The sequence below is a fragment of the Beijerinckiaceae bacterium genome, assembly GCA_004564215.1.
Taxonomy (GTDB): Bacteria; Pseudomonadota; Alphaproteobacteria; order Rhizobiales; family Beijerinckiaceae; genus Methylocapsa.
This window is the reverse complement of sequence record CP024846.1, coordinates 2,481,794-2,506,349: the sequence shown is the minus strand read 5'-3', so window position 1 is coordinate 2,506,349 and position 24,556 is coordinate 2,481,794. Positions and strand designations below refer to the sequence as shown.

28 protein-coding genes, 2 tRNA genes and 3 pseudogenes are annotated in these 24,556 nt (G+C 58.7%); 17 read left to right on the top strand and 16 right to left on the bottom strand.

The annotated features are described in order from the left end of the window. Positions 1-91: 91 nt before the first annotated feature. On the top strand, positions 92-1,123 hold the full coding sequence (locus CU048_11875; GenBank protein ID QBR71850.1) for a hypothetical protein: 1,032 nt from the start codon (positions 92-94) through the stop codon (positions 1,121-1,123). Positions 1,124-1,130: 7 nt separating this feature from the next. On the opposite strand, the gene CU048_11870 is transcribed toward CU048_11875, so the two are convergent. The 3 genes from CU048_11870 to CU048_11860 form a co-directional block, all read right to left on the bottom strand. Beyond that, positions 1,131-1,897 (bottom strand): IS5/IS1182 family transposase gene (locus CU048_11870; GenBank protein QBR72892.1). Its coding sequence is split into 2 segments (ribosomal slippage): positions 1,131-1,552 and positions 1,552-1,897, totalling 768 coding nucleotides; the frame shifts between segments, so codons are not numbered across the junction. Positions 1,898-1,979: 82 nt separating this feature from the next. Beyond that, positions 1,980-2,630 carry a DNA-binding response regulator gene (locus tag CU048_11865; GenBank protein ID QBR71849.1) on the bottom strand — a complete coding sequence of 217 codons (651 nt, stop codon included), beginning with the start codon at positions 2,628-2,630 and terminating at the stop codon, positions 1,980-1,982. After that, the gene (locus CU048_11860) at positions 2,627-4,027 is read right to left on the bottom strand and encodes a sensor histidine kinase (GenBank protein ID QBR71848.1); all 1,401 of its coding nucleotides are present in this window, start codon (positions 4,025-4,027) and stop codon (positions 2,627-2,629) included. The genes CU048_11865 and CU048_11860 overlap by 4 nt, the downstream gene beginning before the upstream one ends. Positions 4,028-4,251: 224 nt before the next feature. Between CU048_11860 and CU048_11855 the strand changes: the two genes are divergently transcribed. Further along, entirely contained in the window at positions 4,252-4,671 is a 420-nt protein-coding gene (locus CU048_11855; protein ID QBR71847.1) for a polyketide cyclase, read from the top strand. A gap of 63 nt (positions 4,672-4,734) precedes the next feature. Here the strand turns inward: CU048_11855 and CU048_11850 are convergent, their stop codons facing one another. The 4 genes from CU048_11850 to CU048_11835 all read right to left on the bottom strand — a co-directional run bounded on the left by CU048_11850 (position 4,735) and on the right by CU048_11835 (position 7,837). Continuing rightward, positions 4,735-5,259 carry a hypothetical protein gene (locus tag CU048_11850; protein ID QBR71846.1) on the bottom strand — a complete coding sequence of 175 codons (525 nt, stop codon included), beginning with the start codon at positions 5,257-5,259 and terminating at the stop codon, positions 4,735-4,737. A gap of 341 nt (positions 5,260-5,600) precedes the next feature. After that, positions 5,601-5,677: transfer RNA gene (locus CU048_11845), tRNA-Met, on the bottom strand. Between the two features lie 145 nt (positions 5,678-5,822). Next, on the bottom strand, positions 5,823-7,118 hold the full coding sequence (locus CU048_11840; protein QBR71845.1) for a hypothetical protein: 1,296 nt from the start codon (positions 7,116-7,118) through the stop codon (positions 5,823-5,825). Positions 7,119-7,150: 32 nt separating this feature from the next. Then, positions 7,151-7,837, bottom strand: a complete 687-nt coding sequence (locus tag CU048_11835; GenBank protein QBR71844.1) for a hypothetical protein — start codon at positions 7,835-7,837, stop codon at positions 7,151-7,153. 132 nt (positions 7,838-7,969) lie between these two features. Here CU048_11835 and CU048_11830 point away from each other — a divergent pair, with 132 nt between their 5' ends. Genes CU048_11830 through CU048_11790 form a run of 9 tightly spaced genes read left to right on the top strand, consistent with a single transcriptional unit; the run spans position 7,970 to position 12,490 of the window. Beyond that, a complete protein-coding gene (locus CU048_11830) occupies positions 7,970-8,320 on the top strand; it encodes a transcriptional regulator (protein QBR71843.1) in 351 nt (116 codons plus the stop codon). Position 8,321: 1 nt separating this feature from the next. After that, entirely contained in the window at positions 8,322-8,798 is a 477-nt protein-coding gene (locus CU048_11825) for an ATPase (GenBank protein QBR72891.1), read from the top strand. 25 nt (positions 8,799-8,823) lie between these two features. Continuing rightward, positions 8,824-9,354: a polyketide cyclase gene (locus tag CU048_11820; protein QBR71842.1), complete on the top strand. Its 531-nt coding sequence runs from the start codon at positions 8,824-8,826 to the stop codon at positions 9,352-9,354. Between the two features lie 40 nt (positions 9,355-9,394). Next, the gene (locus CU048_11815; protein ID QBR71841.1) at positions 9,395-9,931 is read left to right on the top strand and encodes a polyketide cyclase; all 537 of its coding nucleotides are present in this window, start codon (positions 9,395-9,397) and stop codon (positions 9,929-9,931) included. A gap of 30 nt (positions 9,932-9,961) precedes the next feature. Further along, positions 9,962-10,423, top strand: a complete 462-nt coding sequence (locus CU048_11810; GenBank protein ID QBR71840.1) for a polyketide cyclase — start codon at positions 9,962-9,964, stop codon at positions 10,421-10,423. A 49-nt stretch (positions 10,424-10,472) separates the two neighbouring features. Further along, positions 10,473-11,006, top strand: coding sequence for a polyketide cyclase (locus tag CU048_11805; protein QBR71839.1), 534 nt, complete (start codon positions 10,473-10,475; stop codon positions 11,004-11,006). A gap of 35 nt (positions 11,007-11,041) precedes the next feature. Then, entirely contained in the window at positions 11,042-11,515 is a 474-nt protein-coding gene (locus CU048_11800; GenBank protein QBR71838.1) for an SRPBCC domain-containing protein, read from the top strand. A gap of 49 nt (positions 11,516-11,564) precedes the next feature. Next, positions 11,565-11,975: a VOC family protein gene (locus CU048_11795; protein ID QBR71837.1), complete on the top strand. Its 411-nt coding sequence runs from the start codon at positions 11,565-11,567 to the stop codon at positions 11,973-11,975. 26 nt (positions 11,976-12,001) lie between these two features. Beyond that, positions 12,002-12,490, top strand: a complete 489-nt coding sequence (locus CU048_11790; GenBank protein ID QBR71836.1) for a hypothetical protein — start codon at positions 12,002-12,004, stop codon at positions 12,488-12,490. Here CU048_11790 and CU048_11785 read toward each other — a convergent pair. Continuing rightward, complete coding sequence (locus CU048_11785) at positions 12,472-12,753, bottom strand: hypothetical protein (protein QBR71835.1); 282 nt, start codon at positions 12,751-12,753, stop codon at positions 12,472-12,474. The two genes, CU048_11790 and CU048_11785, sit on opposite strands and share 19 nt — an antisense overlap. A 124-nt stretch (positions 12,754-12,877) precedes the next feature. Between CU048_11785 and CU048_11780 the strand changes: the two are divergent. Beyond that, positions 12,878-13,150: pseudogene (locus CU048_11780) on the top strand (hypothetical protein). A 372-nt stretch (positions 13,151-13,522) separates the two neighbouring features. On the opposite strand, the pseudogene CU048_11775 reads toward CU048_11780, so the two are convergent. Next, positions 13,523-14,281: pseudogene (locus tag CU048_11775) on the bottom strand (hypothetical protein). Positions 14,282-14,544: 263 nt separating this feature from the next. On the opposite strand from CU048_11775, the gene CU048_11770 reads away from it, so the two are divergent. Further along, positions 14,545-15,714: a coproporphyrinogen III oxidase gene (locus CU048_11770; GenBank protein ID QBR72890.1), complete on the top strand. Its 1,170-nt coding sequence runs from the start codon at positions 14,545-14,547 to the stop codon at positions 15,712-15,714. A 46-nt stretch (positions 15,715-15,760) separates the two neighbouring features. Here CU048_11770 and CU048_11765 read toward each other — a convergent pair whose 3' ends face one another. The 4 genes from CU048_11765 to CU048_11750 all read right to left on the bottom strand — a co-directional run bounded on the left by CU048_11765 (position 15,761) and on the right by CU048_11750 (position 19,499). Further along, positions 15,761-16,621, bottom strand: coding sequence for a LysR family transcriptional regulator (locus CU048_11765; protein QBR71834.1), 861 nt, complete (start codon positions 16,619-16,621; stop codon positions 15,761-15,763). Positions 16,622-17,031: 410 nt separating this feature from the next. Continuing rightward, positions 17,032-17,652, bottom strand: coding sequence for a hypothetical protein (locus tag CU048_11760; GenBank protein QBR71833.1), 621 nt, complete (start codon positions 17,650-17,652; stop codon positions 17,032-17,034). Positions 17,653-17,911: 259 nt separating this feature from the next. Then, positions 17,912-18,703 carry a methane monooxygenase/ammonia monooxygenase subunit C gene (locus CU048_11755; protein QBR71832.1) on the bottom strand — a complete coding sequence of 264 codons (792 nt, stop codon included), beginning with the start codon at positions 18,701-18,703 and terminating at the stop codon, positions 17,912-17,914. Between the two features lie 466 nt (positions 18,704-19,169). Further along, entirely contained in the window at positions 19,170-19,499 is a 330-nt protein-coding gene (locus CU048_11750; protein QBR71831.1) for a cupin, read from the bottom strand. 240 nt (positions 19,500-19,739) lie between these two features. Here CU048_11750 and CU048_11745 point away from each other — a divergent pair, with 240 nt between their 5' ends. Both CU048_11745 and CU048_11740 read left to right on the top strand, forming a co-directional pair. Continuing rightward, entirely contained in the window at positions 19,740-20,747 is a 1,008-nt protein-coding gene (locus tag CU048_11745) for an aldo/keto reductase (protein ID QBR71830.1), read from the top strand. 453 nt (positions 20,748-21,200) lie between these two features. Further along, positions 21,201-22,130, top strand: a complete 930-nt coding sequence (locus CU048_11740; GenBank protein QBR71829.1) for a hypothetical protein — start codon at positions 21,201-21,203, stop codon at positions 22,128-22,130. Positions 22,131-22,272: 142 nt separating this feature from the next. Here the strand turns inward: CU048_11740 and CU048_11735 are convergent. Both CU048_11735 and CU048_11730 read right to left on the bottom strand, forming a co-directional pair. Next, positions 22,273-22,347, bottom strand: a tRNA-Val gene (locus tag CU048_11735). Positions 22,348-22,503: 156 nt separating this feature from the next. Then, positions 22,504-23,190, bottom strand: coding sequence for a phosphoglycolate phosphatase (locus CU048_11730; GenBank protein QBR71828.1), 687 nt, complete (start codon positions 23,188-23,190; stop codon positions 22,504-22,506). Between CU048_11730 and CU048_11725 the strand changes: the two are divergent. Next, positions 23,191-23,316, top strand: a pseudogene (locus CU048_11725) (SAM-dependent methyltransferase). It abuts the gene before it with no gap. A gap of 298 nt (positions 23,317-23,614) precedes the next feature. Further along, positions 23,615-23,947: a hypothetical protein gene (locus CU048_11720; protein QBR72889.1), complete on the top strand. Its 333-nt coding sequence runs from the start codon at positions 23,615-23,617 to the stop codon at positions 23,945-23,947. 10 nt (positions 23,948-23,957) lie between these two features. Here CU048_11720 and CU048_11715 read toward each other — a convergent pair whose 3' ends face one another. After that, on the bottom strand, positions 23,958-24,434 hold the full coding sequence (locus tag CU048_11715; GenBank protein ID QBR72888.1) for a hypothetical protein: 477 nt from the start codon (positions 24,432-24,434) through the stop codon (positions 23,958-23,960). Positions 24,435-24,556 lie beyond the last annotated feature (122 nt).

The window sequence follows — 24,556 nt, the reverse complement described above, 5'->3', positions numbered from 1 at the left end:
TTCCCAGGCCTATGAATCCCGGTCGACGGCGATAGCGCTTAAGCCTACGATACAGTCCATTCCGTCTAGTAAATGGAGAAGGGCAAACACCATGTCCCATCACCTCGATTCACCGATCGCTCGGCAGGACATCCGCCTCGACATCACGGACCTCTATCTATTCCGCGGCGAGTCCGGCACTGTATTCGTGATCAACGTTTGCCACTCAATCGCCGGCGCGATTCCTGTGCCTGGCTATCATCCGGAAGGCATGTACGAATTCAAGGTGGACCTCAATGGCGACGCCGTTGAGGATGTTACCTATCGTATTACATTCGACAAACGTGACGAGCAAGGCGCGCAGCGTTACGTTGTACAGCATATCAGGGGCGCAGACGCGGTAGATCCGAATGCGGAAGGCACAGTCGTCGCTCAGGGAACAACCGGTGAGGTCGTCGCTACGGCGACCGGTCTGCGCATTTGGGCCGGCAAAGCCGGCGACCCGTTTTGGATTGAACCTGATGTCCTGCACGCGGTTGGGCACGCGTTTCAGGACGGCACGGTCGTCGACCTATCTGGATGGGATCCAAATCAGGCGAAGAATCTATTCGCCGGCCACACAGTATATTCGATCGTGCTCGAAGTGCCAGATGGCGAACTGCTCGTGGGCTCTAGCGACAAGCGGCGGATCGGCGTGTGGGCAGTGGCGACGCTTGCCACCGACTCCGGCGGCTGGCGTTCGATCAATCGTGTAGGTCTTCCGATGATCCACCCATTGTTCACGCAGTTCAACGAAGACCTCGGCAACTGCCTCAACGCAGGCCGGCCCGCTGATGACTTTGCGACTTACGGAGAGGTCGTCGCCAAGGCGGTCGCCGGCGTCGTGTCCGCAAATGGAACCGCCGAAGACCCCACGGCGTACGGAGAAAAAGTTGCACACCGGTTCTTCCCCAACATCCTCCCTTACGAGGTCGGCACTCCAGCTATATTCGGCTTCGCAGAGTGGAACGGCCGCTCTCTCACGGACAATGCTCCCGACGTCATGTTCACCATTGCAGCCAATACGCCAGTTCGTCTTGGAATCGGAAAGGATTCGGTGGCGTCAAAGCCGTCAATGACTTTCCCATACGTTCCTAGGCCGTAGTGACGAATTATTTGAGAATTATGGCGATGGCGGCGAGGAGGACGAAGCCTCGATAATTGGTCAGGAGCTTGTCATAGCGGGTGGCGACGCGGCGGAACTGCTTCAGCTTGTTGAAGAACCGCTCGACGAGATTGCGTTCTTTGTAAAGCGCCTTGTCGTAGGGGAGCGGCGCGCGGCGATTGGATTTGGACGGGATGACCGGCTCGGCCTCACGCGCAAGGACAGCCTCGCGCAAGTGATCCGCGTCATAACCCTTGTCGGCGATGACGGCTTCAGCCTCGAAACCTTCGATGAGGTCATGCGCCTTTGTGATGTCGTTGCGCTGCCCTGGCCCGAGAAGAAGCCGGACGGGATTGCCGAGCGCGTCGGTGGCGGCGTGGATCTTCGTGCTCAGTCCGCCCCGAGATCGGCCCAGACCTTGGGCATCCGCCCCCCTTTGGCGATCCGCGCGCCGGCGGCGTGCTGGTGAGCGCGCACGATCGTTGAATCGATCATCAGCCATTCCAGATCAGCCTCGGTGGTGAGCGCGTCGAGAAATCTGTCTAACGCGCCTCGCTCGATCCATCGATAGTAGCGGCGCTTCACCGCCTGATGATCGCCAAACCGTCCGGGCAGGTCGCGCCACCGCCCGCCCGAGCGGGCCATCCACAAGAGCGCGTCGACGAAGCGCCGGTTGTCGCAGCGCGGACCGCGCTGACCGGCTCTCCCGCCCGGCACGAGGTCCCGAAGCCGCTCCCATTGATCGTCACGCGGCGCATCGACATCCCGAATCATCAAGCCGATCTCCAAAAATCAGTCTTGAATCACGGAAAATGCCCGGCGAGAATCCCCCACCGCCCGAAATCGTAACTACGCTCTAGACGATCCGATCTGCGCCGACCAATCCCGCGCCGATTGCCAGCCACACGAGATGGGCGTCCGTGCGCGCGCCAATCTTCGATTTGATTTGATAGTGATAGTTCTGGACCGTCTTGACGCTCAGGTTCAACGAATTGGCAATCTCGTCGGTTGTGAGACCGGAAGCTACCAATCTAAGGATTTCGGTTTCGCGCGGTCCGAGGTCGTCAACAAGGTTCTTTTGATTGGCCAGCCGCTCCACGGCGATCTCGCGGGCGATGTCGCTGCTGAGAGCGCGTCCGCCCTGCGCGACGATCGTGACCGCGCGAATGAGTTCGGCGGCATCGCTGCTTTTCGTGACATATCCGGCGGCGCCGGCCTCGAATGCCTTTAGTGCGAAGGCGGCGCCATTGTGCATCGTGAAGACGAGGATGCGCGCGCGCCGGTCCCATTGCCGGATATGCCGCACGGCCTCGAGTCCGCCGACACCCGGCAAGGAAATATCCATAACGACGATGTCGGGCGTCGCCTGACGATAGAGCCGATAGGCGTCGGCGGCGTTGTCCGCCTCCGCGACGACCTTGTATCCATTCTGCCGCTCCAGCAGGCGACGATAACCTTCGCGGACGACAGGATGGTCGTCGACAAGGAGAATGGAAATCCCGGTCATGCCAGTCCCGCCGTCATGGCGGGCGCCAATCCATTTGCCAATAAGGGGATTGTCGCCACGACGCGGACGCCCCGCGCCGCCTGTCCGATGACGAGGCTGCCGCCGGAAGCGGTAATCCGCTCGCGGATGCCGAGGATGCCGTGGCCGGTCGCCACGCTGATGCGCGAGGGGTCGCCGCCGCCATTGTCCTCCACGGTCAACGCCACCGCTCCGCCCGCCGATGTCGTCCGCTCCACGCGCAGATAAACATCGCTCGGCTTGCCGTGACGCGCCGCGTTGGTGAGGCATTCTTGCGCGATGCGATAGACGCTCATGGCGATCGCCCGCGGCACGCCGGCGAGGTCGCCCGACAAATCGAGATGGAACACCGCCTTCGGCGCGGTTTGCGCATTCCAGCCCGCCACCAGTTGGGCGAGGCTCGCCTCCAATCCCAGTTCGTCGAGATCTTGCGATCGCAGACGCGCGAGGGCCTCGCGCAAGGTGGTCATCATCCGCTTGGCAACGCGCGTAATCGAGCGTGCATCATCGGCAAGATCGGCGCGGTCCACCCTCGCGCCGGCTTCGATCGCGGCGGCGAAAGCCAGGGTTGCGGTCAGGCATTGGCCAAATTCATCGTGGAGATCGCGCGCAAGCGCCCGGCGTTCCTCCTCTTGCACTTCAAACAGCCGCTTTGTCAGCGCGATCCGCTCGGCGGTCGTCTGCGCGAGGCGGTCGGTGAGGTCGTTCACCGCATGGGCGATATGTCCGAATTCCGTCGTCCCATAGGCGGGAAGTCGATAGGCGTAATCGCCTTTTTCGAGACGCCGGAGCCCTGCGGTAATAGTTCGCGCCGGCGCCAAGGCATGCACGATGGCAATCACGGCCAAAAGACAAATGCCGATCGCCATCGAAGCGGCAACGCCGAGAACGATCGTTACCTGTCGCCACGCCTGCCGCACGGCGGCAGCGGGGTCGGCTTCAACCGTGACGACGCCCGCTTCCGGCTGCCGCTTGGTCAAAAATCGCGTGATCGACACATGCTGTCCGAAAAAGGCGTTGTAGACCGTCGCGAACCATTCCGGCGCGGGCGTCCCCACGCCTTCCACCTGGCTGCACATGATGCGCGGCTCTAGGTTTCCTGGGGCGACCGTGATGCAGACGCCTGGCGAAATAACTCTGAGCGTATTGAGCGATTCCCAATTGGGCATGGGAAGGACCTTGTCCTTGCGCATGCTTCCGCGCCAAAGAATTTCTCGCCAGTAAAGATTTTCCAGATCGCGCGCTACGCGATCGGCTGAGGCCGCCGCTTCCGCCTCGATGGCGCGATGCGCGTCCACCATGACCCAACCAATCGTGACGATGAGGCAGAGGAGCGTCACACCGACGAGACGCGAAATGAGATGCAACATCAACTGCATTTTTGCCGCTCCCGGCCCATGGACAGAGCGCCGATTTTACCCGTTTCTCGGCCCTCGCCAACGTAATCTACCTGCAGTCCGGTTGATTCTAGCTTGGCAACCGCTAGATCGGGCAAATTGCCCAATGAACGGCGGGCGAGGCGCCCTCCAAAACCTAGAGCTCCGAAGGCAGTCTCCGAGCCGAGACGGTGCGGTTTCGGCGCTGCCCGGTTTGGAGGCCCAACATGTTGGAAACACTGAACGTCACGAAATCAATTTCGGTCGCGAGCGAGAAGGCCTGGCAGGCGATTGCTTCGATCGGCGGGCTCGACCGCTGGTTTCCGATCATCTCCGACTGCCGCGTCGAAGGCGCGGGCGTCGGTGCGATCAGAATCCTGACCTTGACCGACGGAGCGGAAATGCGCGATCGCGTGCTGGAAATCGATCCCGCCGCCAAGCGTTTTCGCTATGAGCGAACGCATTCCCCGTTTCCGGTGAGCAAATACCTCGGCACGGTGGAAGTGAAGGATAAAACGGGCTCGGAGTCGGAGCTGTCGTGGACGCTGCAGATCGACGTCGCGGAAGAAGCACGCGAGCAACTCGTGCTCCTTCTCAAACAAGCCTTGTCGGATGGAATCAGCGGCCTCGAGAAAGATTTGCGCTGACGTTCGTGGCAACCTTGATGCAGATTTGGGGTGCGGAGCGGCCCGCCTAAGCGCCCCCTTCCATCACTTGAAAGAAGCCCGACGCGCCAGTTCGGGCTCCACCAGCCGGTATCTGATCAGCCATGTGATCGCACGGCGCCAGGACTCATCGGTTTCACCACGGAGATCGGTATGCGAGAGATTGACCAGTTGACCCGTCTTCGTGTCTCGAATTTGAAACTCGAGAAACTGCTCCATGACGCTGATCTTCCGAAAATAGGCGACAAAAGACATTTCGGCGCCAAGATCGCGCGCGATGGCCGCGTCGCATCCGTTGCACTTTCGCAGCCAATGCGTTTTGACCAACTCATTTGTCGCCGGACTCACATCGACAATTTCGAACAGACCGGATTGCGCGAGCAATTGGCGCGCTAGCAACGTCATGCGATGCAGCCTCTCTGTCTCGGCCGCGCTTTCCCCGGCGATGGGCCCACCAGCGCTGAAGTCGTCCAGTTCGATATCGAAGACCGCAAGCTTGATCGGCGGTCTAGTCTCTGCGTACCCCGCGTTGGTGCAAAGCGCGACGCCAAAGGCAATTCCGCCCGCCATGACCAGTTTTGCAATAACCCGAATTGCCGACGATCGAGGATCCATTCAGCCGCACTCCCTGACGCGCTTATGTCGTGGGCCGGTGTTTAGATCGACTCTCCCGCGATGGCTTCGGATTTGATCCCGGCGGCGTATGGGCAAATATCCCAGGGGCGGCAAACCTGTCGAGGAAGGACCCGACCACGGAAGGATTCCCGTCCATTGCTTTCAAGAAGAGGCGACGGAGAAAATTTGGGAATTGGTCGCAATAGCAATCGTCAAGCCCTTCAGCCCGAGGTGTCAGCCATGTCTTATGGTACGTTCTGTGACCTATCTGTCCGGGGGCTGGACAGGGTTAACGATGGTAGCGGAGGAGGGACTCGAACCCCCGACACAAGGATTATGATTCCTCTGCTCTAGCCGGCTGAGCTACTCCGCCCCGGTCGACGCAATAGCAGCGTTCGAAGCGCTCGCGATATGGCAGCGGCGGCTATGCGTGTCAAGCGACCGCTTCGGCTGGCCTCGCTTTCGGAGGCAGCCACAGTGGAAAGGCGGAGCAATGCCGACAGGTCCGCCCGCCGCAATCACGGCGAAGCGGACCGCGCGAGCGAGAAATCCCCTCCCCCGCCCGTGGCCCCGCCCGAGCCCCAAGTGCCTTTGTAGACCCCGTTCTCGATCACGATGACGCCCTGGCCGTTGTCGGGCGCCAGCAGCCATCGAAAAACGAGCCGGTCGCCCGTAACCTTGCCGTCTTCGATCCGGGCAAAGCCGGCTCCAAAACTATAGACGCCGCTGACCTGATCGCCGTCTTGGGTCAAGACTACGTCGAGATCGAACGGGATCGTCCCGCTCACGACCGTTCCGTGGAAAAAACCATCGAACGGCAAGCCGTTGGGAGGGCGGCTGTTGCACGGGGGCGCGAGGCTTTGTCCCGAACGTCGGGGGGCAAGATCGACGGTTTCCACCGATTGGCCGATCTTGGCCGAAAGACGCTGAATCCCCGGATCCGCCAGCAGCAGCGCGAATTGCGATATTTGGAGCGAAACGGACATCGCCTCAAGTTGACCCTCGACACGAAAGCCCTTGGCGTAGGACTTCGCCGCGGCCGTCAAATGCCGGGCAAAGCTTTGCAGGCGCGCCGGCGAGAGCGGATGGGTCCGCCGCGCCAAGGCGCGCTCGAACGCCGCATCGGTCGCAAAGTCCGCGCGATTCTCAGTGAGCTGCGCCGCGACCGAGAAGAATACCGTGACGCCGAGCGGAACCTCGCCGACGCGGGCGAGGAGGTCGAGGGCGAAGCGATCGGCGGCTTCCTCATGAGCTCGCGAGTCTTCGGGAGCGACCGCACGATTGCCGGGATGGCGATAAAAAACATGTCCATATTCATGCAGAAGCACGAACACGACGAGGCTATCGAAAATACGGTTGGCCCGCTCATTGACGCGGGCATTGGAAAGAGCGTCATCGGGAATGCAGAGCGCCGCAAGCGGCTTTGGCGGAGGCGATAGGTCGCCCCGCAAATGACGCGTCCGCAGCATCAATAGATAGTCGGAAACGGTTTGCAGCGTGTAATTATTCAGGTCGAGCCACGCCGTCGCAACGGAAAGATCGTCCAGAAATTTGAGCGACGCGACGGACACCGTTACCGACCTTCCGTCAGAATAGAAGCCAAAGGGTTCCCACTCCGGCAGCGAAAGCTCCATGCGCAACCCAGCCGCCTCGACACCGGCGCGCTCTTCGGGCGTCATGGCGGGCAGAAAAACATGATTGAAATTGTCGAGCCAGCCGCGACTGTAGATGGCTTGCAGCCGCGTGAGTTCCTGCGGATCGTAGAGTTCGGCATAGAGGTTTTCGCCCCTCGCCGGCCAGATCCAAAGGACCATAGCGGCCAATACCAGACGAAGCCCAACACGGCTCATTTCAGGACCGTCCGAAACACCATGACCGCGCCTGGCGCCTCCGCGATCGGCGGCTCGGACGCCGCGCCCTCCCTTACCCAATGCTCAAACGCGACGCGGTCGCCCCACTCGGAATTCCAGTTGGAGATCATGACGGCAAGTTTTGCGGCCTTGATCGCCTCGGCAAGCTCTTCGGCCGCGGCTTTATCGAGCCGAGCGCGGGCATCTTCGGTATAGCCGTTGAGCTTGGCGACGACTTCTTCCGGTTTAAGCGAGTCCGGCGATGGCCTCTCCGGCAGCTCCATGGCGCCGGAATATCTGACGCCGCCAACCTGGCTCGCTGCCTGGTGTGGAGTCTTTTCCGGACCCGGCAGACTTGGCGAAACGGCGGAGATCACGGCGGGAATCGAAAATTCGACCGGCCGCGTCGCGGAATAACCGATCAGCCCGGCCCCGAAGAGAGCGAAGAAGACGCCGGGCCCGATCCGCGTCAGAAAAATCGATATCCCACCAGGAAGTTGAAGCTTGCCCTCGGATTCGGCGGCGGTGGGAATCAGCCTGAACAGGCAATAGCCGAGGTAGATTGCCAGTGCGCCGACCGGAATGAGCAAAATCCGCTCGGTCGCCCGCGCCAGAACTACCGCGAGAAGACTGGTGACAAGACCGTTTTCCATCGCGCCCGGTCCAATCAAGAAGATCGACATCCATCTGTCGCACAATCCTCACAGCCTGTCACCCCGCCCGGATGAGTTCGGGATGCGAAAAGCACGCTTGACGCGGAGACTTCGGCGCAGTATTAAACCGAAAGGTTATTTAACTATAAGGTTTAATACGCAATGTCCCCTGATCGCCTCAGCACCAAGTTCGCGGCTCTTGCCGATCCGACTCGGCGCGCGATCCTGGCGCGGCTCGCCTTGGGCGAAACCACGGTGACTGAATTGGCCGAGCCCTTCGACATGAGCCTGCCGGCGGTCTCCAAACATCTCAAGGTGCTGGAGCATGCGGGGCTCATCACGCGGGGCCGCGAGGCGCAGTGGCGTCCCTGCCGGATCGAACCGTATGCCCTCAAGGACGTCGACGATTGGCTCGAGGAATATCGCCGCTTCTGGAACGAAAGTTTCGATCGTTTGGACGATTACCTGCGGACATTACAAGCCAAGGAGAAGAAGCGTGGCCGAAAGAAATAGCATCGACATCGAGCAGGATCCGCAATCCATCATTACGACCCGCGTGTTCGACGCACCGCGCGAGCTGGTCTTTGAAGCATGGACTGATCTCCAGCATTTGGCGCAATGGTGGGGGCCGAACGGCTTCACGACCACGACACGTGCCATCGATGTAAAGCCGGGCGGGATTTGGCGCTTCGTCATGCACGGTCCTGATGGCGTCGATTACGAAAATCAGATCACCTATGACGAGATCGTCAAACCCGAACGGCTGGTCTACCGCCATGGTGGGGATGAAGACGTCGAACCCGTGCGGTTTCACGTGACAGTGACCTTCGAGGATCTGGGCGGCAAGACCAAGCTCACCATGCGCGCGGTTTTCCCTTCAGCTACCGAACGCGACCGAGTGATCGAAAAATATGGCGCCGACAAAGGCGCGGTCCAACACCTGGCACGTCTTGCGGAGCATTTGATCACCATGGGCCAAGCGACGCCTTAAGAGCGGCATAACTGGGAGACTCATCATGACGGAAATCAATGCGCGAGCCCACGAGGCCGAGACCATCGCAAAAGAGAAGTTCGTGATCACCCGGATTTTCGATGCTCCCCACGAGCAGGTTTGGAAGGCATGGACGGAGGCGGAACGCCTTGGCCAATGGTGGGGCCCAAAAGGCTTTGCCATGGGCGTCATCAATTTCGATCTGCGCCCGGACGGCGTCTTTCACTACAGCATGCGCACCCCTGACCAGCATGAGATGTGGGGCAAATTTGTCTATCGTGAAATGGCGGCCCCTGAGCGGATCGTCTTCGTCAATTCCTTTGCGGATGCGGATGGCCGTCTGATCCGCTGTCCCTTTAGCCCGACCTGGCCTTTGGAAGTTGTCAATACGCTGACCTTGTCCGAGCACGACAACAGGACAACCTTGACCCTGCAGGGAAGCCCGATCAACGCGACAGAGGAAGAACTCAAGACCTTTGTCGCCGGATTCGAAAGCATGAAGCAAGGTTTCAGCGGAACTTGGGATCAGCTTTCCGAATATCTCGCAAAGGCATGAGGTCTCAATCGACCGCCGCCGCATCAAACACGGGGAATCAATGCTCAAGATTATCGTCGCTATCGTCGTTCTGTTGAGTGCCATGCTCGCCGGTCTTCTCGCTGTTGCCGCGACCAAGCCCGATGTTTTCCGGGTCCAGCGCACGGCGAGCATCAAAGCCGAGCCGGAGAAGATTTTTGCACTCATCAATGATTTGCACGCCTGGGTCGCCTGGTCCCCCTATGAGCAAAAAGATCCCGCGATGAGAAGAACATACAGCGGCGCGGCAAGCGGCAAGGGCGCCGCCTATGAATGGGACGGCGACAGCAACGTCGGCAAGGGCCGGATGGAAATCACCGATACCTCCGTCCCTTCGAAGGTCACAATCAAATTGGATTTCATGCGCCCCCTCGAAGGCCACAACATGGTTGACTTCAAATTGAAACCTCAGGGCGGTTCCACAAACGTCACCTGGGACATGCACGGCCCAAGTCCGTTGATCGGTAAAGTGATTGGTCTCTTTATCGATATGGACCGCATGGTCGGCAAGGATTTCGAGGACGGCCTGAATAATCTGAAGATTCTCGCTGAGAAATGAACGGAACGCGCCGGAAGATGGAGAGATAAAATGCCGAGACTCTTCGCCAAGCCTGCCGAACGCGAACTCGTCATCACCCGCATCTTCGAGGCACCGCGGGAAGTCGTCTTCAAAGCCTGGACAGACCCGAGCCAGGCGAAGAAATGGTGGGGACCCAAGGACCACCCCGCCATCGAGTTGGAGATGGACGTTCGTCCCAAGGGCGCTTGGCGCGGTTGCCTGCGCTCGATTGAAACCGGCAAGGAGCTTTGGCACAGAGGCGTGTTCCATGAAATCTCGCCGCCCGAGCGCCTCGTCTTCACCTTCGCCTGGGACGAAGAGGGCGAGCGCGGCCTTGAAACTCTGGTGACGGTGACTTTCTCCGACCAGAATGGGAAGACGCAGATGACTTTCCATCACGCACCTTTCCAGTCGATCGAAGAACGCGACGGGCATCAAGGCGGCTGGACGAGCACCTTCGATCGGCTGGCCGATTACCTTGGCGAAACCTAACCGAAGGAAGGGCATGCCCATCCTTCGCAATCCTGAGGAGACAAGAGTTATGCTTACAATTTTTCTTATCGTTTTGGCGCTGATTCTGATCGGCTTGCTTGTCCTCATCTCGCTTCAGCCGGCGGAGTTCCGCGTCATCCGGACGGCCCGCGTCTCGGCCGCGCCAGCCATCGTGTTCGATCAGATCAATGATTTCCACAAATGGGAAGCATGGTCCCCATGGGCGAAGCTCGATCCGGCGGCCAAAAATAGTTTCGAGGGAAAATCCGCGGGGACCGGATCCATCTTCGCTTGGTCAGGCAACGGCAAGGTCGGCGAAGGACGCATGACGATTACCGAGAGCCGTCCGAGCGACCTCATCCGGATCAAGCTTGAATTCATGCGGCCGTTCAAAGCGACAAACACCACAGAGTTCACCTTCAAACCCGAAGGCAATCAAACCGCAATCGCGTGGAGCATGGCCGGGCGGAATAATTTCATGTCCAAGGCCATGGGGCTCTTCATGAACTGCGACAAGATGGTCGGCGGCCAGTTTGAAACGGGCCTCGCGAATCTGAAATCCGTCGCCGAACAGTCCCACTGATAACGAGCGCGCGCGGGCAAACGAAGGATGATTCCATGACAACTGACAGCAATCCGTCTGAAGCTCTCGTCACCATCACGCACATATTCGATGCCCCGCGCGAGCTCGTCTTCAGGGCTTGGACCGATCCCAAGCAAATGGCCCAGTGGTGGGGTCCGAAGTGTTTCACAAACCCCGTTTGTGAGCTGGACCCGCGGGTCGGAGGCGCCTGGCGTATCGTCATGCGCTCGCCCGACGGGCTCGAATATCCATGCGGCGGCGTGTACCGGGAGATCGTAGAACCCGAGCGCCTGGCATTCACGAATATTGCGACGGACAACGACGGGACGCCGATCCTCGATGGATTTACCATCGTCACTTTCGCGGAGCACGGTGGCGGGACAAAACTCACTCTGGAAACGCGCGCTGTCGCCCTGGTCGCCTATGCGGCCGCCTATCTTGCGGGGATGGAGGCCGGCTGGACGCAAAGCCTGGAGCGCCTGGAAGAATGTTTGGCGAAACGAAATTAACAGCCATCCTAAACGGGGCTTTGCCCCAAACCGTTGAAGAGGACAAACAATGCAAATCCAACCTTACCTGAACTTCAACGGCCGCTGCGACGAGGCGGTCGAATTCTACCAAAATGCGCTCGGCGCCGAAGTCACGATGCTCATGCGCTTCAAGGACAACCCTGAACCCCAGGCTGCCATGTGCGCGCCCACAGCAGAAGACAAGGTGATGCATATGAGCTTCCGCATCGGCGACACGACGTTGTTGGCTTCCGATGGAAGGGCCACAGGGGAGCCGAACTTTCAAGGCATTTCGCTTAGTCTCACCGTGCCTACCGACGCCGAAGCCAAGAAGCGGTTTGATGCTCTGGCGGATGGCGGGGAGGTTCAGATGCCGTTGGCCAAGACCTTCTTTTCCTCAAACTTCGGCATGGTGGCTGACCGCTTTGGCCTCTCCTGGATGGTCTATGTCGCGCCGTGAGACGTTTGCTTTGAAAGGGTGAGGTCATGGTAGCAACAACAGCCGGATCCATGTCCGACGCGCCTGCCATCGTCTTCACGCGGATTTTCGATGCGCCGCGTGAGCTTGTCTTCAAGATGTTCGCCGATCCGAAGCATCTGATGCAGTGGTGGGGCCCCAAGGGATTCACCTGTCCCAGCTGTGAGGTCGACCTCCGGGTCGGCGGTGCTTTCCTGCTTCACATGCGCGGACCCGACGGCGTCATCTATCCCTGCAAGGGCACCTATCAGGAAATCATCGTGCCCGAGCGGATCGTCTACAAAGGCACGGCGGACGACAGCCATCCCTGCGGCGGCGGGCTGCCCCCGCGCGCGCTTGTGACATTCAGCTTCGCCGAGCAAGAGCGAAAGACCAAGCTGACGATCGACACCCGCCTCGAAACTCACGCCGATCGCGAGGCGGCGATAAAGATGGGATTCGAGGTGGGTTGGACCCAAACCCTCGAGCGCCTTGCCGATTATCTGGCGCATCTCTGACCGGAAGATTTCGGCGGCGCCCTGGCGTCATAGGGTTCGGTGTAGCGGAGCGGCAGGCTCGCAACGAGAGCCTGTCTGCACGTCGCCGATCTCCCGCGAGAGCGCGGGAGATCGGCGACGTGCCGATGATCAGTTCCACAGCAGCCGCCGAGGATTCTGATCTTCGGAAAGGATTTCGTGAGCGATGCATAACGCCGGCGCGCAGCCCTCGACCCGCGCGAGCCCGATATACGAGGACCCGTCCGAACGAAAGGCGGATCCACACCTCGCCGAACGTCTTTATTGGGTCACGCTTATTTGGTCGAGCGCAGGCTTGATTTCTAGTGCTTTGCAAAATACTCTATTGCGATGCAACATAGCGTGGGCGCCGCTCTGGGAAAGTCTGTCATGGCTGCCGTCTGGAACACAAAATACGGTTCGCGCCGGGTGCGCTACGATCCGCCGACCCTCAAGGAGGCGATCATCGCCGCGCAGGGCTTGACGGACGAGCTGCAACAGCAAGCCGAAATCGCCGCATCGCTGATGGATCTGCCGGTGGAACAGGTCCGTGCCGAACTTTTGAAAATGGCTCCCTCCCGCAACAGCGCGCAGATCGTGACCTCCAGCGGCCGCGAAGGGGCTAAAAGGACGGTGATTGTCGAAACCAAGCCGAGTCGGCGCGCCCCCGGTGGAACCGGGCTCCTTCGGGCGGGAGCGCCCAAGCGGCCCGAGGCCGCCCCCTTGCAGGATGGTCCACGGAATTGGAAGCCCGCAACGCGATAAAAGCGGACGCCTTGTCTTGGAGCCCCTAGAAGATCGCGCGCTAGAGCGCTTCCCGATCAGATGGAATCATCTGATCGAAAAGGAATCGCTCAAGTTCAACGAGTGGGAGCATGTTCTGATCGAAAAAGTCGGTCAACTTTTTCGGAACATGCTCTAGCGGCCGAATTCCGCATAGGCCCTGAAGCCTGGGGGCAGGATCGGCTGACCCCCGGTAATGATCTTCGGCAAAGTGTATTTGACGGGCTTATGCGCAAACGAAAGCGCCAAATTCATAGGCCGGGGCTGCGGCACCGGAATATCGACGGCTGCGGCGATCTCTTCCGGCGCTGGCGTGACCGGGGATTGAGCGGTCGTGTCCGCCTTCGGCTGTGGCGCAGCTTCCGCCAGGATTGCGTCGTTGCTTTGCTTGAACTCGGCCGGCCTTTCCAGAGGCAGCGGAATCTCGGTCGGTTCGCTTGCGGGAACTTTCGCCACTACGCGTGGCGGCAAAGCCCGCTCGCGCACCGTGCTCCCGACTTCCCCGCCGGCTCCGAACACGGACAGCATCTTGGTCATCAGACCGGCGAACACCGGCGACTGCGGAGCCGACTCGCGCGAGGCAACCATCGCCGGTTCGGGAGATTTCCGCGCGGGCGCCGATGCGACCATGGTGCGCGGCTCGCTGCAATCCCGAATGCCAAGCTTGATCAACTCGCTGCCGGTCAAGACCTTATAGTTCCGCGTCAAGGTTCCAAGCCGTGCCTGGACCGCGGGCGGGTAGGACTCGAACAGCTGCCGGGAAACCTCGGCATTGGGCTCATGATTGCGGGGATCGTAGGCCAGATGAAATTTGAGCGTGCTATTTGGATAGACGCAAACATTGGGCAGGCTGAGCGCCAGGGTGCAAGCTGAGCGGCACTCATGCAATCTGACCTCCCGGTCGGACGCGCGATAGAGTGCAGTGCGGTTCTGGTAATCCGTGACAAAACCGCCGACATCCTTCATGACGATGACAGGGGCCGGCATTGGCGGCGGTTCAAGATAACTCAATGATCACCTGTACTCATATACGCCCGCACCAATTCGATGCCTTTCCAAGCTGTGCAAATCCAAGCTAAGCAAACGTGGTGAACCCATTCTTAAGAAATCGCGCCGAATCTGGATTTCAGGCGGCGGATTTGACGTCCAAACCGCAAACGGTCGCGCAGCTGGCGAGTTTGCCCCTGAATGTGGCGCGACTTTGACCAGACGTGGATCCATAGGATGCGCAGGACCAAAGTGATCGTTCAAAGAGGGCATGACCCAAGATGAAGATGCCCGCGCAAGCCAAGATTGCCGCCGATCCCGGTTTCGGGATCTATGTGCATTGGCCATTCTGCCTCAGCAAATGTCCCTATTGCGATTTCAACAGCCATGTGCGCGCGAAACCAATCGACGAGGACCGCTTCATCGAAGCTTACAAGGCGGAGCTCACTCACCGTGCAGCATTAACGCAGGGGCGTTCCGTGGCTTCGATTTTCTTCGGCGGCGGCACACCCTCTCTGATGAAGGCCGGAACCGTCGCCGCAATTCTCGATGCGATTGCCGGCCATTGGACCCTCGCGCCGGATGCCGAAATCACGCTCGAAGCCAATCCGACCAGTGTTGAGGCCGAACGATTTCGGGGTTTCCGCGCCGCCGGCGTGAACCGTGTTTCTCTGGGCGTGCAGGCGTTGAACGATTCCGACCTTAAAGCCCTGGGTCGAACCCATTCCGTGGCTGAAGCGATGAGCGCGGTGGATCTCGCCGCCTCCATCTTTGAACGCTATTCCTTCGATCTGATCTATGCTCGGCCGGGCCAAACTCCGGCCGCGTGGCGCGATGAACTGCAAGCGGCGGTCTTGCGTTCGAGGGACCATCTCTCGCTCTATCAACTGACGATCGAGGAAGGGACAATGTTCGAGCGCTTGCGCGATGCCGGCAAACTCGTTCCCCCCGACAATGATTGCGGCCGCGCCTTATGGGACGTGACGCAGGAGGTCACGGCGAAGGCCGGACTTCCCGCTTATGAAATCTCCAATCATGCCCGCCCCGGCGCGGAGAGCCGGCATAATCTCATCTATTGGCGGTACGGCGAATATGTCGGGGTCGGGCCCGGCGCGCATGGTCGGATCCTGTCGGCAAACGGCCGCCGCGCCCAAGCGACCGAACGTCATCCTGAAAGCTGGATGAGTTTGGTCGAGGACGACGGCCATGCCTTGGTGGAGGATGAATATTTGTCCGCCGAGGCTCAGGGCGATGAATTTCTGCTCATGGGCTTGCGCCTCTCGGAAGGAATCGCGCCGCTCGAATTTCAGACGATGTCAGGCCGCCGCCTCGACCCTCGCCGCGTCGCTTCGCTCCTTGCCGACGGCATGGTCGAGTATACGCCGCAAGGCCGCATCCGGGTCAGCGCCGAAGGCTTTCCGGTTCTTGACTCGGTTGTCGCCGACCTTGCCGCCTAGAGCATGATCCCACCCGGACAACCGGCTAAACGTTGAATGACCGATCCTATTGGGTCCAGCAATGGCATTCGGCGAACTTAATGAATTCCTTCAAATCGTTTTCTCGTTCACGCGACCAAAGAAGTCCGATCGCTCTAGAAAGGCCCAAGTCCGACACCGGCACCTGCTTGACGCTTGGCACCTCGAAATGGGCGGGAACAAGTGCTATGCCTACTCCGGCGGCGACGAGAGCCAGCGCCCTATCGTCTTGATCCGTTTGATACACAACTCGGAGCTTCACGCCACGAGCGACAAGGAGATCGGTCACCTCCTGGTATCTATCGCAGCGGGTCCGCACGATGAGAGGTTCGTCGTTCAAATCGGCAAGTTTCACGCTCTTTCGCAGGGCGTAACGATGACCTTCCGGAACGGCCAAAGAATAGGGTTCCTCGAAGAGAACGCGGCTAGGGAACTTCGCGGCATATTCGTCAAAGATGGTCAGGATTGTATCGACCTGTCGATCCGCCAGCATTCCGATCAGCTGGTCACAAACGCCGTCGAACATTTCGATCGCCACCTGCGGATAGGTGCGCTTGAAAGAACCGAGCAGCCTGGAGACCTGACGGCTGGAGAGGGATTGGAGGATGCCTATTCTCAGGAGCTTGGGTCTGGCGATCGCCGCGAGATCGCCTTTCACCGCATTGCATACGTGCAGAATAGCTTTGCCCGCTTCGAACAAACGCTCTCCCGCAATGGTTGGAGCTATCGGGGAGCGCCGCCGGTCCAACAGTTGGACATCGAATTCCGCTTCAAGTCTCGCGATACTGGCCGAGATAGCCGGCTGCGAAACGGCCGCGCGGTCCGCGCCCTTCGTGAAGCTGCCGGTCTCGACGACCGCGATGAAATGCATGATCTGATAGAGTTCCATACTCAGTGTTTATTGGCCGGCCCAATGGAAACGAGCATCATAGCTCTGTCTCCGTTTGACCATACGCCAACGTCAGAGGGGGTGAAGGCAATAGAGAAAGCACGTGTTGTACCGCGTCCTTCCAAAACAATTATATTCCCTTGCGGCAGCCAGAACATCAAATTTGCCGTGCAAAGCGTTCAGTGGCTCTTATATCTTCCGGTTATGCACACGCCTCAACGAGCACGCAGCCCTATCACTTAAAAGTGAGAGGCGACCGCGTTCAATCGATCAGGGTCAGCTCGATGCCGAAGTCTTCACGGCCGCACTCACGCCCGCGTTTGCGGTCCAATCTACCCGGCTCAGGGCCGGGACTTTGACGCACGACGCCGGTCATGGGCACCTGCAAAAATGAATACCCCCACCGACGGTTACACTGCCTTTTTTGTCGGGGCGGCCTTATGACCGCGGCTGTAATACCAAAAGCCAAAAACGCCACCGACGGCCGCTAAAACCATCAGGCCATAGAAAAGCAGGCTTTTGCGCACGCTTTGCCCCACCGAAAACGGGAACTGAGACACATAGGTCTGGCCGTGACTGTTCTTCACCGTCACGATACCTATGAACTCCCCATATTCGGGAAAGGTGTGTTCAAAAGTGAGCGTGCCGGTAGGATATTTCTTCGGCGCTACATAGGCGATGGTAACAGGATCCAAAATTTCGGGACTCGCCAATTCCGCATCGGTCAGGACCGGCAGGCCGTTCATCCGCGTATGGGTTCCCAAATCCTTGATGATCCGGATTTCCGTGGTCATATCCCGGAGTTCCGTGTCCTGCATGTCGAGCGCGACAACTGTGTGCCCTGTACTTGGAATATCGTCACAAAACTCTTCCCGGGAATTTTGCGGCTGGTAGCCGGTGTAGAACATAAGATCCGGGCCAATCCGCAAAATGCATCTCTTATACTGCATGCTCACCCCCCCATGTGCATGCGCGGCCGAGGTAAGCAGAACCATGGCAAGAAGCCATGCGGCCATTCCTCGTATCGTCATTGTGTCAACCTCCCAAATAATTTTCCCCGCCGCTGTTCATGCGGCGGGGGAAATTCCGTTTCAGTTAGTCACAGGGAGACGCTCCTGTCTCAACGTTGCTCCGCCGAACATGATTTCCGGAAAACCGGCGCCGGATTACTTGAGCATATCTGGTTTGGTCCTAATCCCAACAGCTAAGAGAATACGCCTTCCGGAACTGCCGTTCCATGGGCCGAGACGTCGGCGGAAACGGTCCTGGAACTGTCCCGCCAGCGCTTATTTATTCAGCCGGTTCGAGACCGAGCACATCTTCATAGCCAGAGCAAAGCTCTTGGATCCGGCCGAAGATCTGCAGCGACACGCCGAAGACGGCGAGGGTGAACCAGCCGAAGAAGACGAACATCCAGTGCAGCGGAGCAACGAACAGTTCCTCCATGAACCAGAAGGTGTGACCCCATTCATTGAGACCAACGTTCGGGAAGATCATGAACGGGCCGACGAACAGGAGAACATAGGCAATCGACCACCCCTTGAGGGCGAAGATCGGAAGCCGCGTCCGTGCATACATGAAGCCGCCCACGCCCATGACGATATACATCGGGTAGCTCATATAGAACTCGATGATATGGCTAGGCGTGAAGTCGGTATCGCGGATAACCGTCATATGCCAGGTGCCGTCCTGCTCCGTGAAGAAGCTGGCGCCCCAGTAGATCGCGACACCGTAGACGACGAGCCAACTCAGTAGATAGAATGTTCTCCGCAGTTCTTCGCGCGGTTGGACGCTCGCGATGTCTTTGTCGCGGGTCTTCCACATCCAGCCGATCAGCGCGAGGAAGGAGATCAATTCGACCGGTTCCTCGATATAGAGGATGGTCATCCAGTAGGTTGTGAACTCGGGAGCGAACGAGTCGAGTCCCGCGTACCAGCCGAAATACTGCTCATAGATACGCACGCAGAGATAGAAAACGCAGATTACGGCAGTGCCGATCAAGACCGGCTTTCCGTCGAATACCGGCGTTTCGGTGACGGCGGCAGCCTCACCGGCGCGTGTTGTTCCAGTTACCAAGCTCATGTCATTAGCCTCTCTGGAAAGTTGCCGCTCGTTGGTTGAGCTTGAGAGTTTCTCGTGCCCTTTCCGCCAGCGGTGTTTGCGGAAATTACGCGCGGAAGGAGCACCCGGGAAATCGTTTGATTTAATCAATGAATCAAAAATGGTTATGTCGCTTTCGGCGTTTGCACGCTGGCCCGCTTTTCACGGAATAGTGATCACATGTGTAGCGACTCAGCTACCAATATCGTGTCTCACCACGCAGCAACGACGGCGAGCAGACTGAGACCCGCGCGCAATGCACTCGGTGCCAGTTGCGACTGGCATGGTCGCGGCTATGTCCGGCATGTTTAACAATGATGCGGTGCTCAATAGCTGTGGCTCGTTCCAAGCGCCGACACCGCCAGGTTTCATGCGGTGACCTTGATGACCTATCTGATTGCAGTAACGTCTCGACGAGATCGCTTTGCTACAGGGTGAGGTGTTGAGATCAAGAGCTGACGAGATGCACCGCCAGCCAAATGGTCGGCCGACCTTTGTCCGTCCAATCGACGCGATGTTTGGTATGGGCCGGAAGCTCGACATAGTCTCCGGGCCGGAGCGTTCTCGTTGCGCCCTCGCCTTCGATACGGAGGCCGGCCGATCCAGACAAGACGATCACCCATTCCGTCCAGTCTTGATCGAACCAAAACCCCGTCGGACTCGAGTGTCCTGTCGACACGATCCGTTCGATCTTCACGTGCGGCGAGGAAAACAAAGTGAGGAGTTGTTCATCGTCGAGCTTTTCGGGGACATTGGCAAAGATGTTTCCGGATCGCATTTTCGTCCGCCCTATCCTGGAATACGCGGGCGCGCCGCTAAACACCCGCCTATATTCTTGATCGTCCTATCTCACGGGCAGCATAAGCATGCCCTAATTGAACATGAAGTCTGCTGCCGTCAGGTCGGACACCACTCCAGATGAGATCGTCAAATTGGTGTGCCGAGAAAAGAGATGAGCCCCAAAGCGTAGTCTGCAAGAGTAGCCTGCAAGATTCGCAAGAATCATGGAGAGACAATCATGTTGGAACGCAAGCTCGGGAAGACCGGACCGACGGTCTCCGCCATCGGACTTGGCTGCATGGGCATGTCCGATCTTTACGGCCCCGCTGACCGCACCGAAAGCGTCGCCACCCTTCATGCCGCCCTGGAAGCCGGGATTACGCTGCTCGATACGGGCGACTTCTACGGCATGGGCCATAATGAAATGCTCATTAGAGAAGCGCTGAGCGGCCGCAATCGCGACAATGTGCGGATCAGCGTTAAGTTCGGCTCCTTACGCGACCCCGCCGGACGCTGGACCGGGGTGGATGCCCGGCCGCTGGCCGTGAAAAATTTTGCCGCCTATTCGCTGCGGCGCCTCGGGACCGATCGCATCGATATCTACCGCCCCTCCCGCCTCGATCCGGCGGTGCCGATCGAGGACACGGTCGGCGCCATTGCCGATCTGATCAAGGCCGGCTACGTCGGCCATATCGGCCTCTCCGAAGTGGGCGCCGATACGATCCGCCGCGCCCATGCGGTGCATCCCGTCAGCGACCTGCAGATCGAATATTCGCTGATCTCGCGGGGGATCGAAAACGAGATCCTTCCGGTCTGCCGCGAGCTCGGGATTGGCATCACGGCCTATGGCGTGCTGTCGCGCGGCCTGATCAGCGGACACTGGTCGCACAACCGGAGCGGAGAGGCTGACTTCCGCAGCATCAGTCCGCGTTTCCGCGGGGAAAATCTTGAGAAGAACCTCGCCCTGGTGGAGCGGCTGCGATCCATCGCCAGCGATTTGGGTGGAACTGTCGCTCAAGTCGCCATCGCCTGGGTTCTCGCGCAGGGGCCCGATATCGTCCCTCTTGTCGGAGCGCGGCGGCGGGACCGGCTCACCGAGGCTTTGGGCGCGCTGGATCTCCGCCTGTCATCAGCCGATCTTGCCGCGCTCGCCGAAGCGATCCCCGCGGACTCGGCCGCGGGCGAACGCTATGACGCAGCCCAGCTCGCTCATTTGGACAGCGAGAAGAAAAGCGCGGGGGGCTGAGGGCGCGCGCCGCAAGCAAAGCGCTGAAGCCAATGCGCGTGGCTTTTTTGCAACGTTAGCGCTCGATTTCAGGGGCGCCGATGGCGTCGGCAATCTCCCTTTGATAAAAATGAAAGGCGCGTGGGTCCAGGGACCGCGCAGAGGCCCCCGGGCAAGACGACGGGGGCCTATCCTTGCTGACGGGCCTGGAAAAGACGGGCGGTGGAAGGAGCGCCAGGAGCGCTGCGCCCCATTTATTTAAGAACGTCAACCATCGCCCCGTTCCAGATTGATGCTTACGAGATTTTGACAGCGACGCGCTGAAAGGCGCATACTACTAAATATAGAAGCTCCGGCGCACGTTAAATTCATTAATTTACATTAGGTTTCGATATGCCTACTTCAAACCATTCCGCAGGCTCGGACACCGGCCCCTCGCATAGTAGTGTTGTGGTCGCCGGCACAACGATAACAATGCAACAACTACAACAGATCTATACTGAACTTACTGGTAAATCAGAAACCACAAGTAAGTATTACGATGATCCAATACACCTTAGCATCGACGATATTGATCAATTACATCATCGCCTTATGCAAACATGGGAACAGTATCAAGTAGTATCATCAACGGTCTGTTTCACCATTTACTATCTCAGAAATACCAAGGATCGATTTAACTCTTTTGAGCGATTGAAGTTTCAAATTTCTGGCGGTGCCGAGCCAGTAGAAAGCGTGCTCCTAAAATACGAACTTCTCGTGATTTTACCAAACGTCTCCAAACCGCAAACCTATAGCATTTCTGTTCGCTTGATCTCGCGCCTTGCAGTAGAACGGCGAATGCGGGAAAGCTCCATCATAGCCCTGCCGCGCTTCATTCAGATGATGTCGCAGCATACCGCGTCGGTGGAGATCACATATGTTGATTATTCAGTCGCCAGGGCATTTATGGCAGCGATAGATGAATGGCTACATACAATACCTCGCTCTCCCGAAAATAAATTTATGAAATGGCTACAAGCTTATAGCCATTGGATACCTAAACTCAGCCAATTTGCTACTGCCATTATCGTAGTCATTCTTGTCATTGATATCCTTCCGCATTTTATAGGCGGAAGCGGAAGCAATTTCCTTCAATTTAGCCGATTTTTTTTATTTTCTGGGCTTGGGGTATACGTGGCATACACATTGGCTGGATGGTCTGCGAGTTACGCTGAACGGGCAGTCGATAAATGGACCGAACTCTCGTACATAAAATTCAATCGGGGAGATGAAATCGAAATTACGAAGAGTACAAGGGAAAATCGGTTTCACCTTATTAAAGGCGCATTGGGCGTAGTAGGGGCTGTTGTTGTAGACATCGCTGCGAAATTCATAGCCGCTACGGCAGCAGAATATCTCTAACATCGGCGGGCGTTGACCTGCCTACCATGTCGGCCAGATGTCGCGCATAAAAGCAAGTTCCAAGCGTCAGATTTTATCCGCTACCTCGGTGAGTAGAGCGCGAACCTTCGCGTCGAGTGCGCGAACATCTTTGGGGTTTTAATGGTGGGCGCGACAGGGATTGAACCTGTGACCCCTCCCGTGTGAAGGGAGTGCTCTCCCGCTGAGCTACGCGCCCTCCGGGCGTTTCAACGCCAAGGGTCTGCCCTTTATGAAACGCCGCCGCTCCAAGTCAAGGCGGATGTGTTTCTAGCCCAGGATCCGCGAAAATGGAAACCGGTTTCGCGGTCGTCGTGCGGGCCAAAGGGGATGCGAATCTTTCGTATCCCGCCCCCTACGCCACCCCCAACGCTTCGACAGCGGCCCATAATTCATCGAAATGGCCGATGACCCGGTCCGGCTTGAAACTGTCGACGGGCTCGATCGTATAGCCGAAATTGACCGCCACGACTGGAACGTCGGCATTGCGCGCGGTGTCGATATCGGTCTTGGAATCGCCGACCATGATTGCGCGGCGCCGGTCGCCCCCTGCCCGCGCGATGGTTTGCAAAAGCGCTTCGCCATTGGGCTTCGAGACCGCAAATGTGTCCTTGCCGCAAATGGCCCGGAAACGGCTTGCAACACCCAGCGCGGTTAACAGCAGGACCGAAGGCTGTTCTACCTTGTTGGTGCAGACCGCAAACGCAAAGCCGGCGTCCTCGAAGCGGTCGAGAGCCTCGGGGACGCCCGGAAAGAGGACCGTCCTGTCCGCGATGTGCGCCTCGTAATGAGCAAGGAAATCCGCCAACATCGCGTCGAGGCGGGCCGGGCTCACTTGGATGCCGTGGACCGAAAGCCCACGTTGGATCAACGCCTTCGCTCCTCCGCCAACTAGCGGGCGAGCGACGGCCAGCGGGAGTGCGGCCAAGCCCTCTCGGTCGAGAATGAGGTTCAGGGTGGCCACCAAATCGCCCGCTGTATCGGCGAGCGTGCCGTCGAGATCGAAGACAATCAGGGGCTGAAGGGTCGCGGCGTGTGTCATCCTCGGGCCTTAGATCACGATGATTTTGGATTGAAACAATCCAAAATCATGAACGTGATCGATTCCAAAAGTTTAGAGCGGGATGTGGGCGGAAAACCGGTTTCCACTTTTCCTCATCCCGCTCTAGATCCCGCTCTAGGGCAGAGTTGCAAAAAATGCCAGAGCTTTCCTGAGTTTTGTTCAAGTCATTGATTTGTTGAGATCTAGCAATCAGAGGCGCTGTCGGCGGCGAAAAGCGGGCCGTCGAGACCTGCCGTCCCTCAAAAGGGAATCGCGCCGCTGCCCCGTGCCCTCTCGCGCAATTCTCCGCTCGCGTATAAAGCTAACGGGCTGCGAATCGCCCTCGGGATGAGGTTTGGGAGCTCGGACGATGTGGTTTTTGCCTTTCTGCTCGCCGCGCAAGAGGCTTGGCCTCTTTGCTGGAATGGCCTTCTTTGTCGCCGCGCCTGCCGCGATGGCCGCTAATTATGAATTTCTGGCGGCCCCGGAAACCGATCTAAATCGGGTCTATCGGCTCGATCGGGCAACCGGCGAGATCGGCGCCTGCCAATATGGCCTGAAGGCCGGCGCGGTTGGCATAACCCTCTGCTACCCCTCCGGCGAAGGCGCGGGACCCCAGGCGCCAAGCGAATATTCCCTCGTCGCCTCGCGCCATGAACGCGAAGGCGGCGTCTTCAGGGTCGATCTGCGCACCGGCATGATGTCGATCTGTTATGTCCTGAACGATTCGGTCGTCTGCACGCCGCAAGCCAAATGAGCGCCGACCCTCAGTCTCGCTTATCGAGAACGGATTGAGGGAACGCGCCCCGAAACGTCGCCCGCAGGACCGTGATCGCCGCCGCGCCGAACCCGTAAGTGGTCAATGACAGGCTGCTCATCAAATAGCCCCGAAAAATTGTCGGGAACAGACCTTCCACGGGCACCGGCGAATCCAGCACGGGAAACAGGGACTGCAGCAGAAACAGGCTCGAATTGGTGAAGGCGCCGATGACCATCGCCCAGCGGATCGTCCAATGCAATGGAACCTTGGCCGCGTAGAACCCCAAGATCAGGGCGCTCATCAGCAGGAAGTCGATATGCGACTGAAGCAGCCGGGTCGACTTTCCGGCAAAAATTGCCTGCAGGAAGGGAGAGCCAAGTTTGAGCCCGACCAGACACCATGCCAACACCAACGCCAGCAACAGCCACAGGGCCGCTCCTCTCAGCAAAACTATATTGGTCGGATCGGGAGGCTGCTGTTTCATATCCATCCTCGGTTCGTCGGGGTCCGCCGGTGCTCAAACCGGTTCAACAAGAGAGGGGGAGCATAGGCCCCTCATGTCATGCTAAACATGCATGCGACGGCGCAAAAACTTGACTGAAACGG

Excerpts from the sequence above, each read along its gene's own strand:
- CU048_11795 (QBR71837.1), top strand. The coding sequence starts at position 11,565 with ATGCAAATCCAACCTTACCTGAACTTCAACGGCCGCTGCGACGAGGCG.
- CU048_11830 (QBR71843.1), top strand. The coding sequence starts at position 7,970 with ATGTCCCCTGATCGCCTCAGCACCAAGTTCGCGGCTCTTGCCGATCCG.
- CU048_11865 (QBR71849.1), bottom strand. The coding sequence starts at position 2,630 with ATGACCGGGATTTCCATTCTCCTTGTCGACGACCATCCTGTCGTCCGC.
- CU048_11840 (QBR71845.1), bottom strand. The coding sequence starts at position 7,118 with ATGGTCCTTTGGATCTGGCCGGCGAGGGGCGAAAACCTCTATGCCGAA.
- CU048_11790 (QBR71836.1), top strand. The coding sequence starts at position 12,002 with ATGGTAGCAACAACAGCCGGATCCATGTCCGACGCGCCTGCCATCGTC.
- CU048_11835 (QBR71844.1), bottom strand. The coding sequence starts at position 7,837 with ATGTCGATCTTCTTGATTGGACCGGGCGCGATGGAAAACGGTCTTGTC.
- CU048_11770 (QBR72890.1), top strand. The coding sequence starts at position 14,545 with ATGCCCGCGCAAGCCAAGATTGCCGCCGATCCCGGTTTCGGGATCTAT.
- CU048_11715 (QBR72888.1), bottom strand. The coding sequence starts at position 24,434 with ATGAAACAGCAGCCTCCCGATCCGACCAATATAGTTTTGCTGAGAGGA.
- CU048_11750 (QBR71831.1), bottom strand. The coding sequence starts at position 19,499 with ATGCGATCCGGAAACATCTTTGCCAATGTCCCCGAAAAGCTCGACGAT.
- CU048_11855 (QBR71847.1), top strand. The coding sequence starts at position 4,252 with ATGTTGGAAACACTGAACGTCACGAAATCAATTTCGGTCGCGAGCGAG.
- CU048_11765 (QBR71834.1), bottom strand. The coding sequence starts at position 16,621 with ATGGAACTCTATCAGATCATGCATTTCATCGCGGTCGTCGAGACCGGC.
- CU048_11860 (QBR71848.1), bottom strand. The coding sequence starts at position 4,027 with ATGCAGTTGATGTTGCATCTCATTTCGCGTCTCGTCGGTGTGACGCTC.
- CU048_11815 (QBR71841.1), top strand. The coding sequence starts at position 9,395 with ATGCTCAAGATTATCGTCGCTATCGTCGTTCTGTTGAGTGCCATGCTC.
- CU048_11820 (QBR71842.1), top strand. The coding sequence starts at position 8,824 with ATGACGGAAATCAATGCGCGAGCCCACGAGGCCGAGACCATCGCAAAA.
- CU048_11800 (QBR71838.1), top strand. The coding sequence starts at position 11,042 with ATGACAACTGACAGCAATCCGTCTGAAGCTCTCGTCACCATCACGCAC.
- CU048_11805 (QBR71839.1), top strand. The coding sequence starts at position 10,473 with ATGCTTACAATTTTTCTTATCGTTTTGGCGCTGATTCTGATCGGCTTG.
- CU048_11730 (QBR71828.1), bottom strand. The coding sequence starts at position 23,190 with ATGACACACGCCGCGACCCTTCAGCCCCTGATTGTCTTCGATCTCGAC.
- CU048_11810 (QBR71840.1), top strand. The coding sequence starts at position 9,962 with ATGCCGAGACTCTTCGCCAAGCCTGCCGAACGCGAACTCGTCATCACC.
- CU048_11850 (QBR71846.1), bottom strand. The coding sequence starts at position 5,259 with ATGGCGGGCGGAATTGCCTTTGGCGTCGCGCTTTGCACCAACGCGGGG.
- CU048_11720 (QBR72889.1), top strand. The coding sequence starts at position 23,615 with ATGGCCTTCTTTGTCGCCGCGCCTGCCGCGATGGCCGCTAATTATGAA.
- CU048_11755 (QBR71832.1), bottom strand. The coding sequence starts at position 18,703 with ATGAGCTTGGTAACTGGAACAACACGCGCCGGTGAGGCTGCCGCCGTC.
- CU048_11760 (QBR71833.1), bottom strand. The coding sequence starts at position 17,652 with ATGACGATACGAGGAATGGCCGCATGGCTTCTTGCCATGGTTCTGCTT.
- CU048_11875 (QBR71850.1), top strand. The coding sequence starts at position 92 with ATGTCCCATCACCTCGATTCACCGATCGCTCGGCAGGACATCCGCCTC.
- CU048_11745 (QBR71830.1), top strand. The coding sequence starts at position 19,740 with ATGTTGGAACGCAAGCTCGGGAAGACCGGACCGACGGTCTCCGCCATC.
- CU048_11740 (QBR71829.1), top strand. The coding sequence starts at position 21,201 with ATGCAACAACTACAACAGATCTATACTGAACTTACTGGTAAATCAGAA.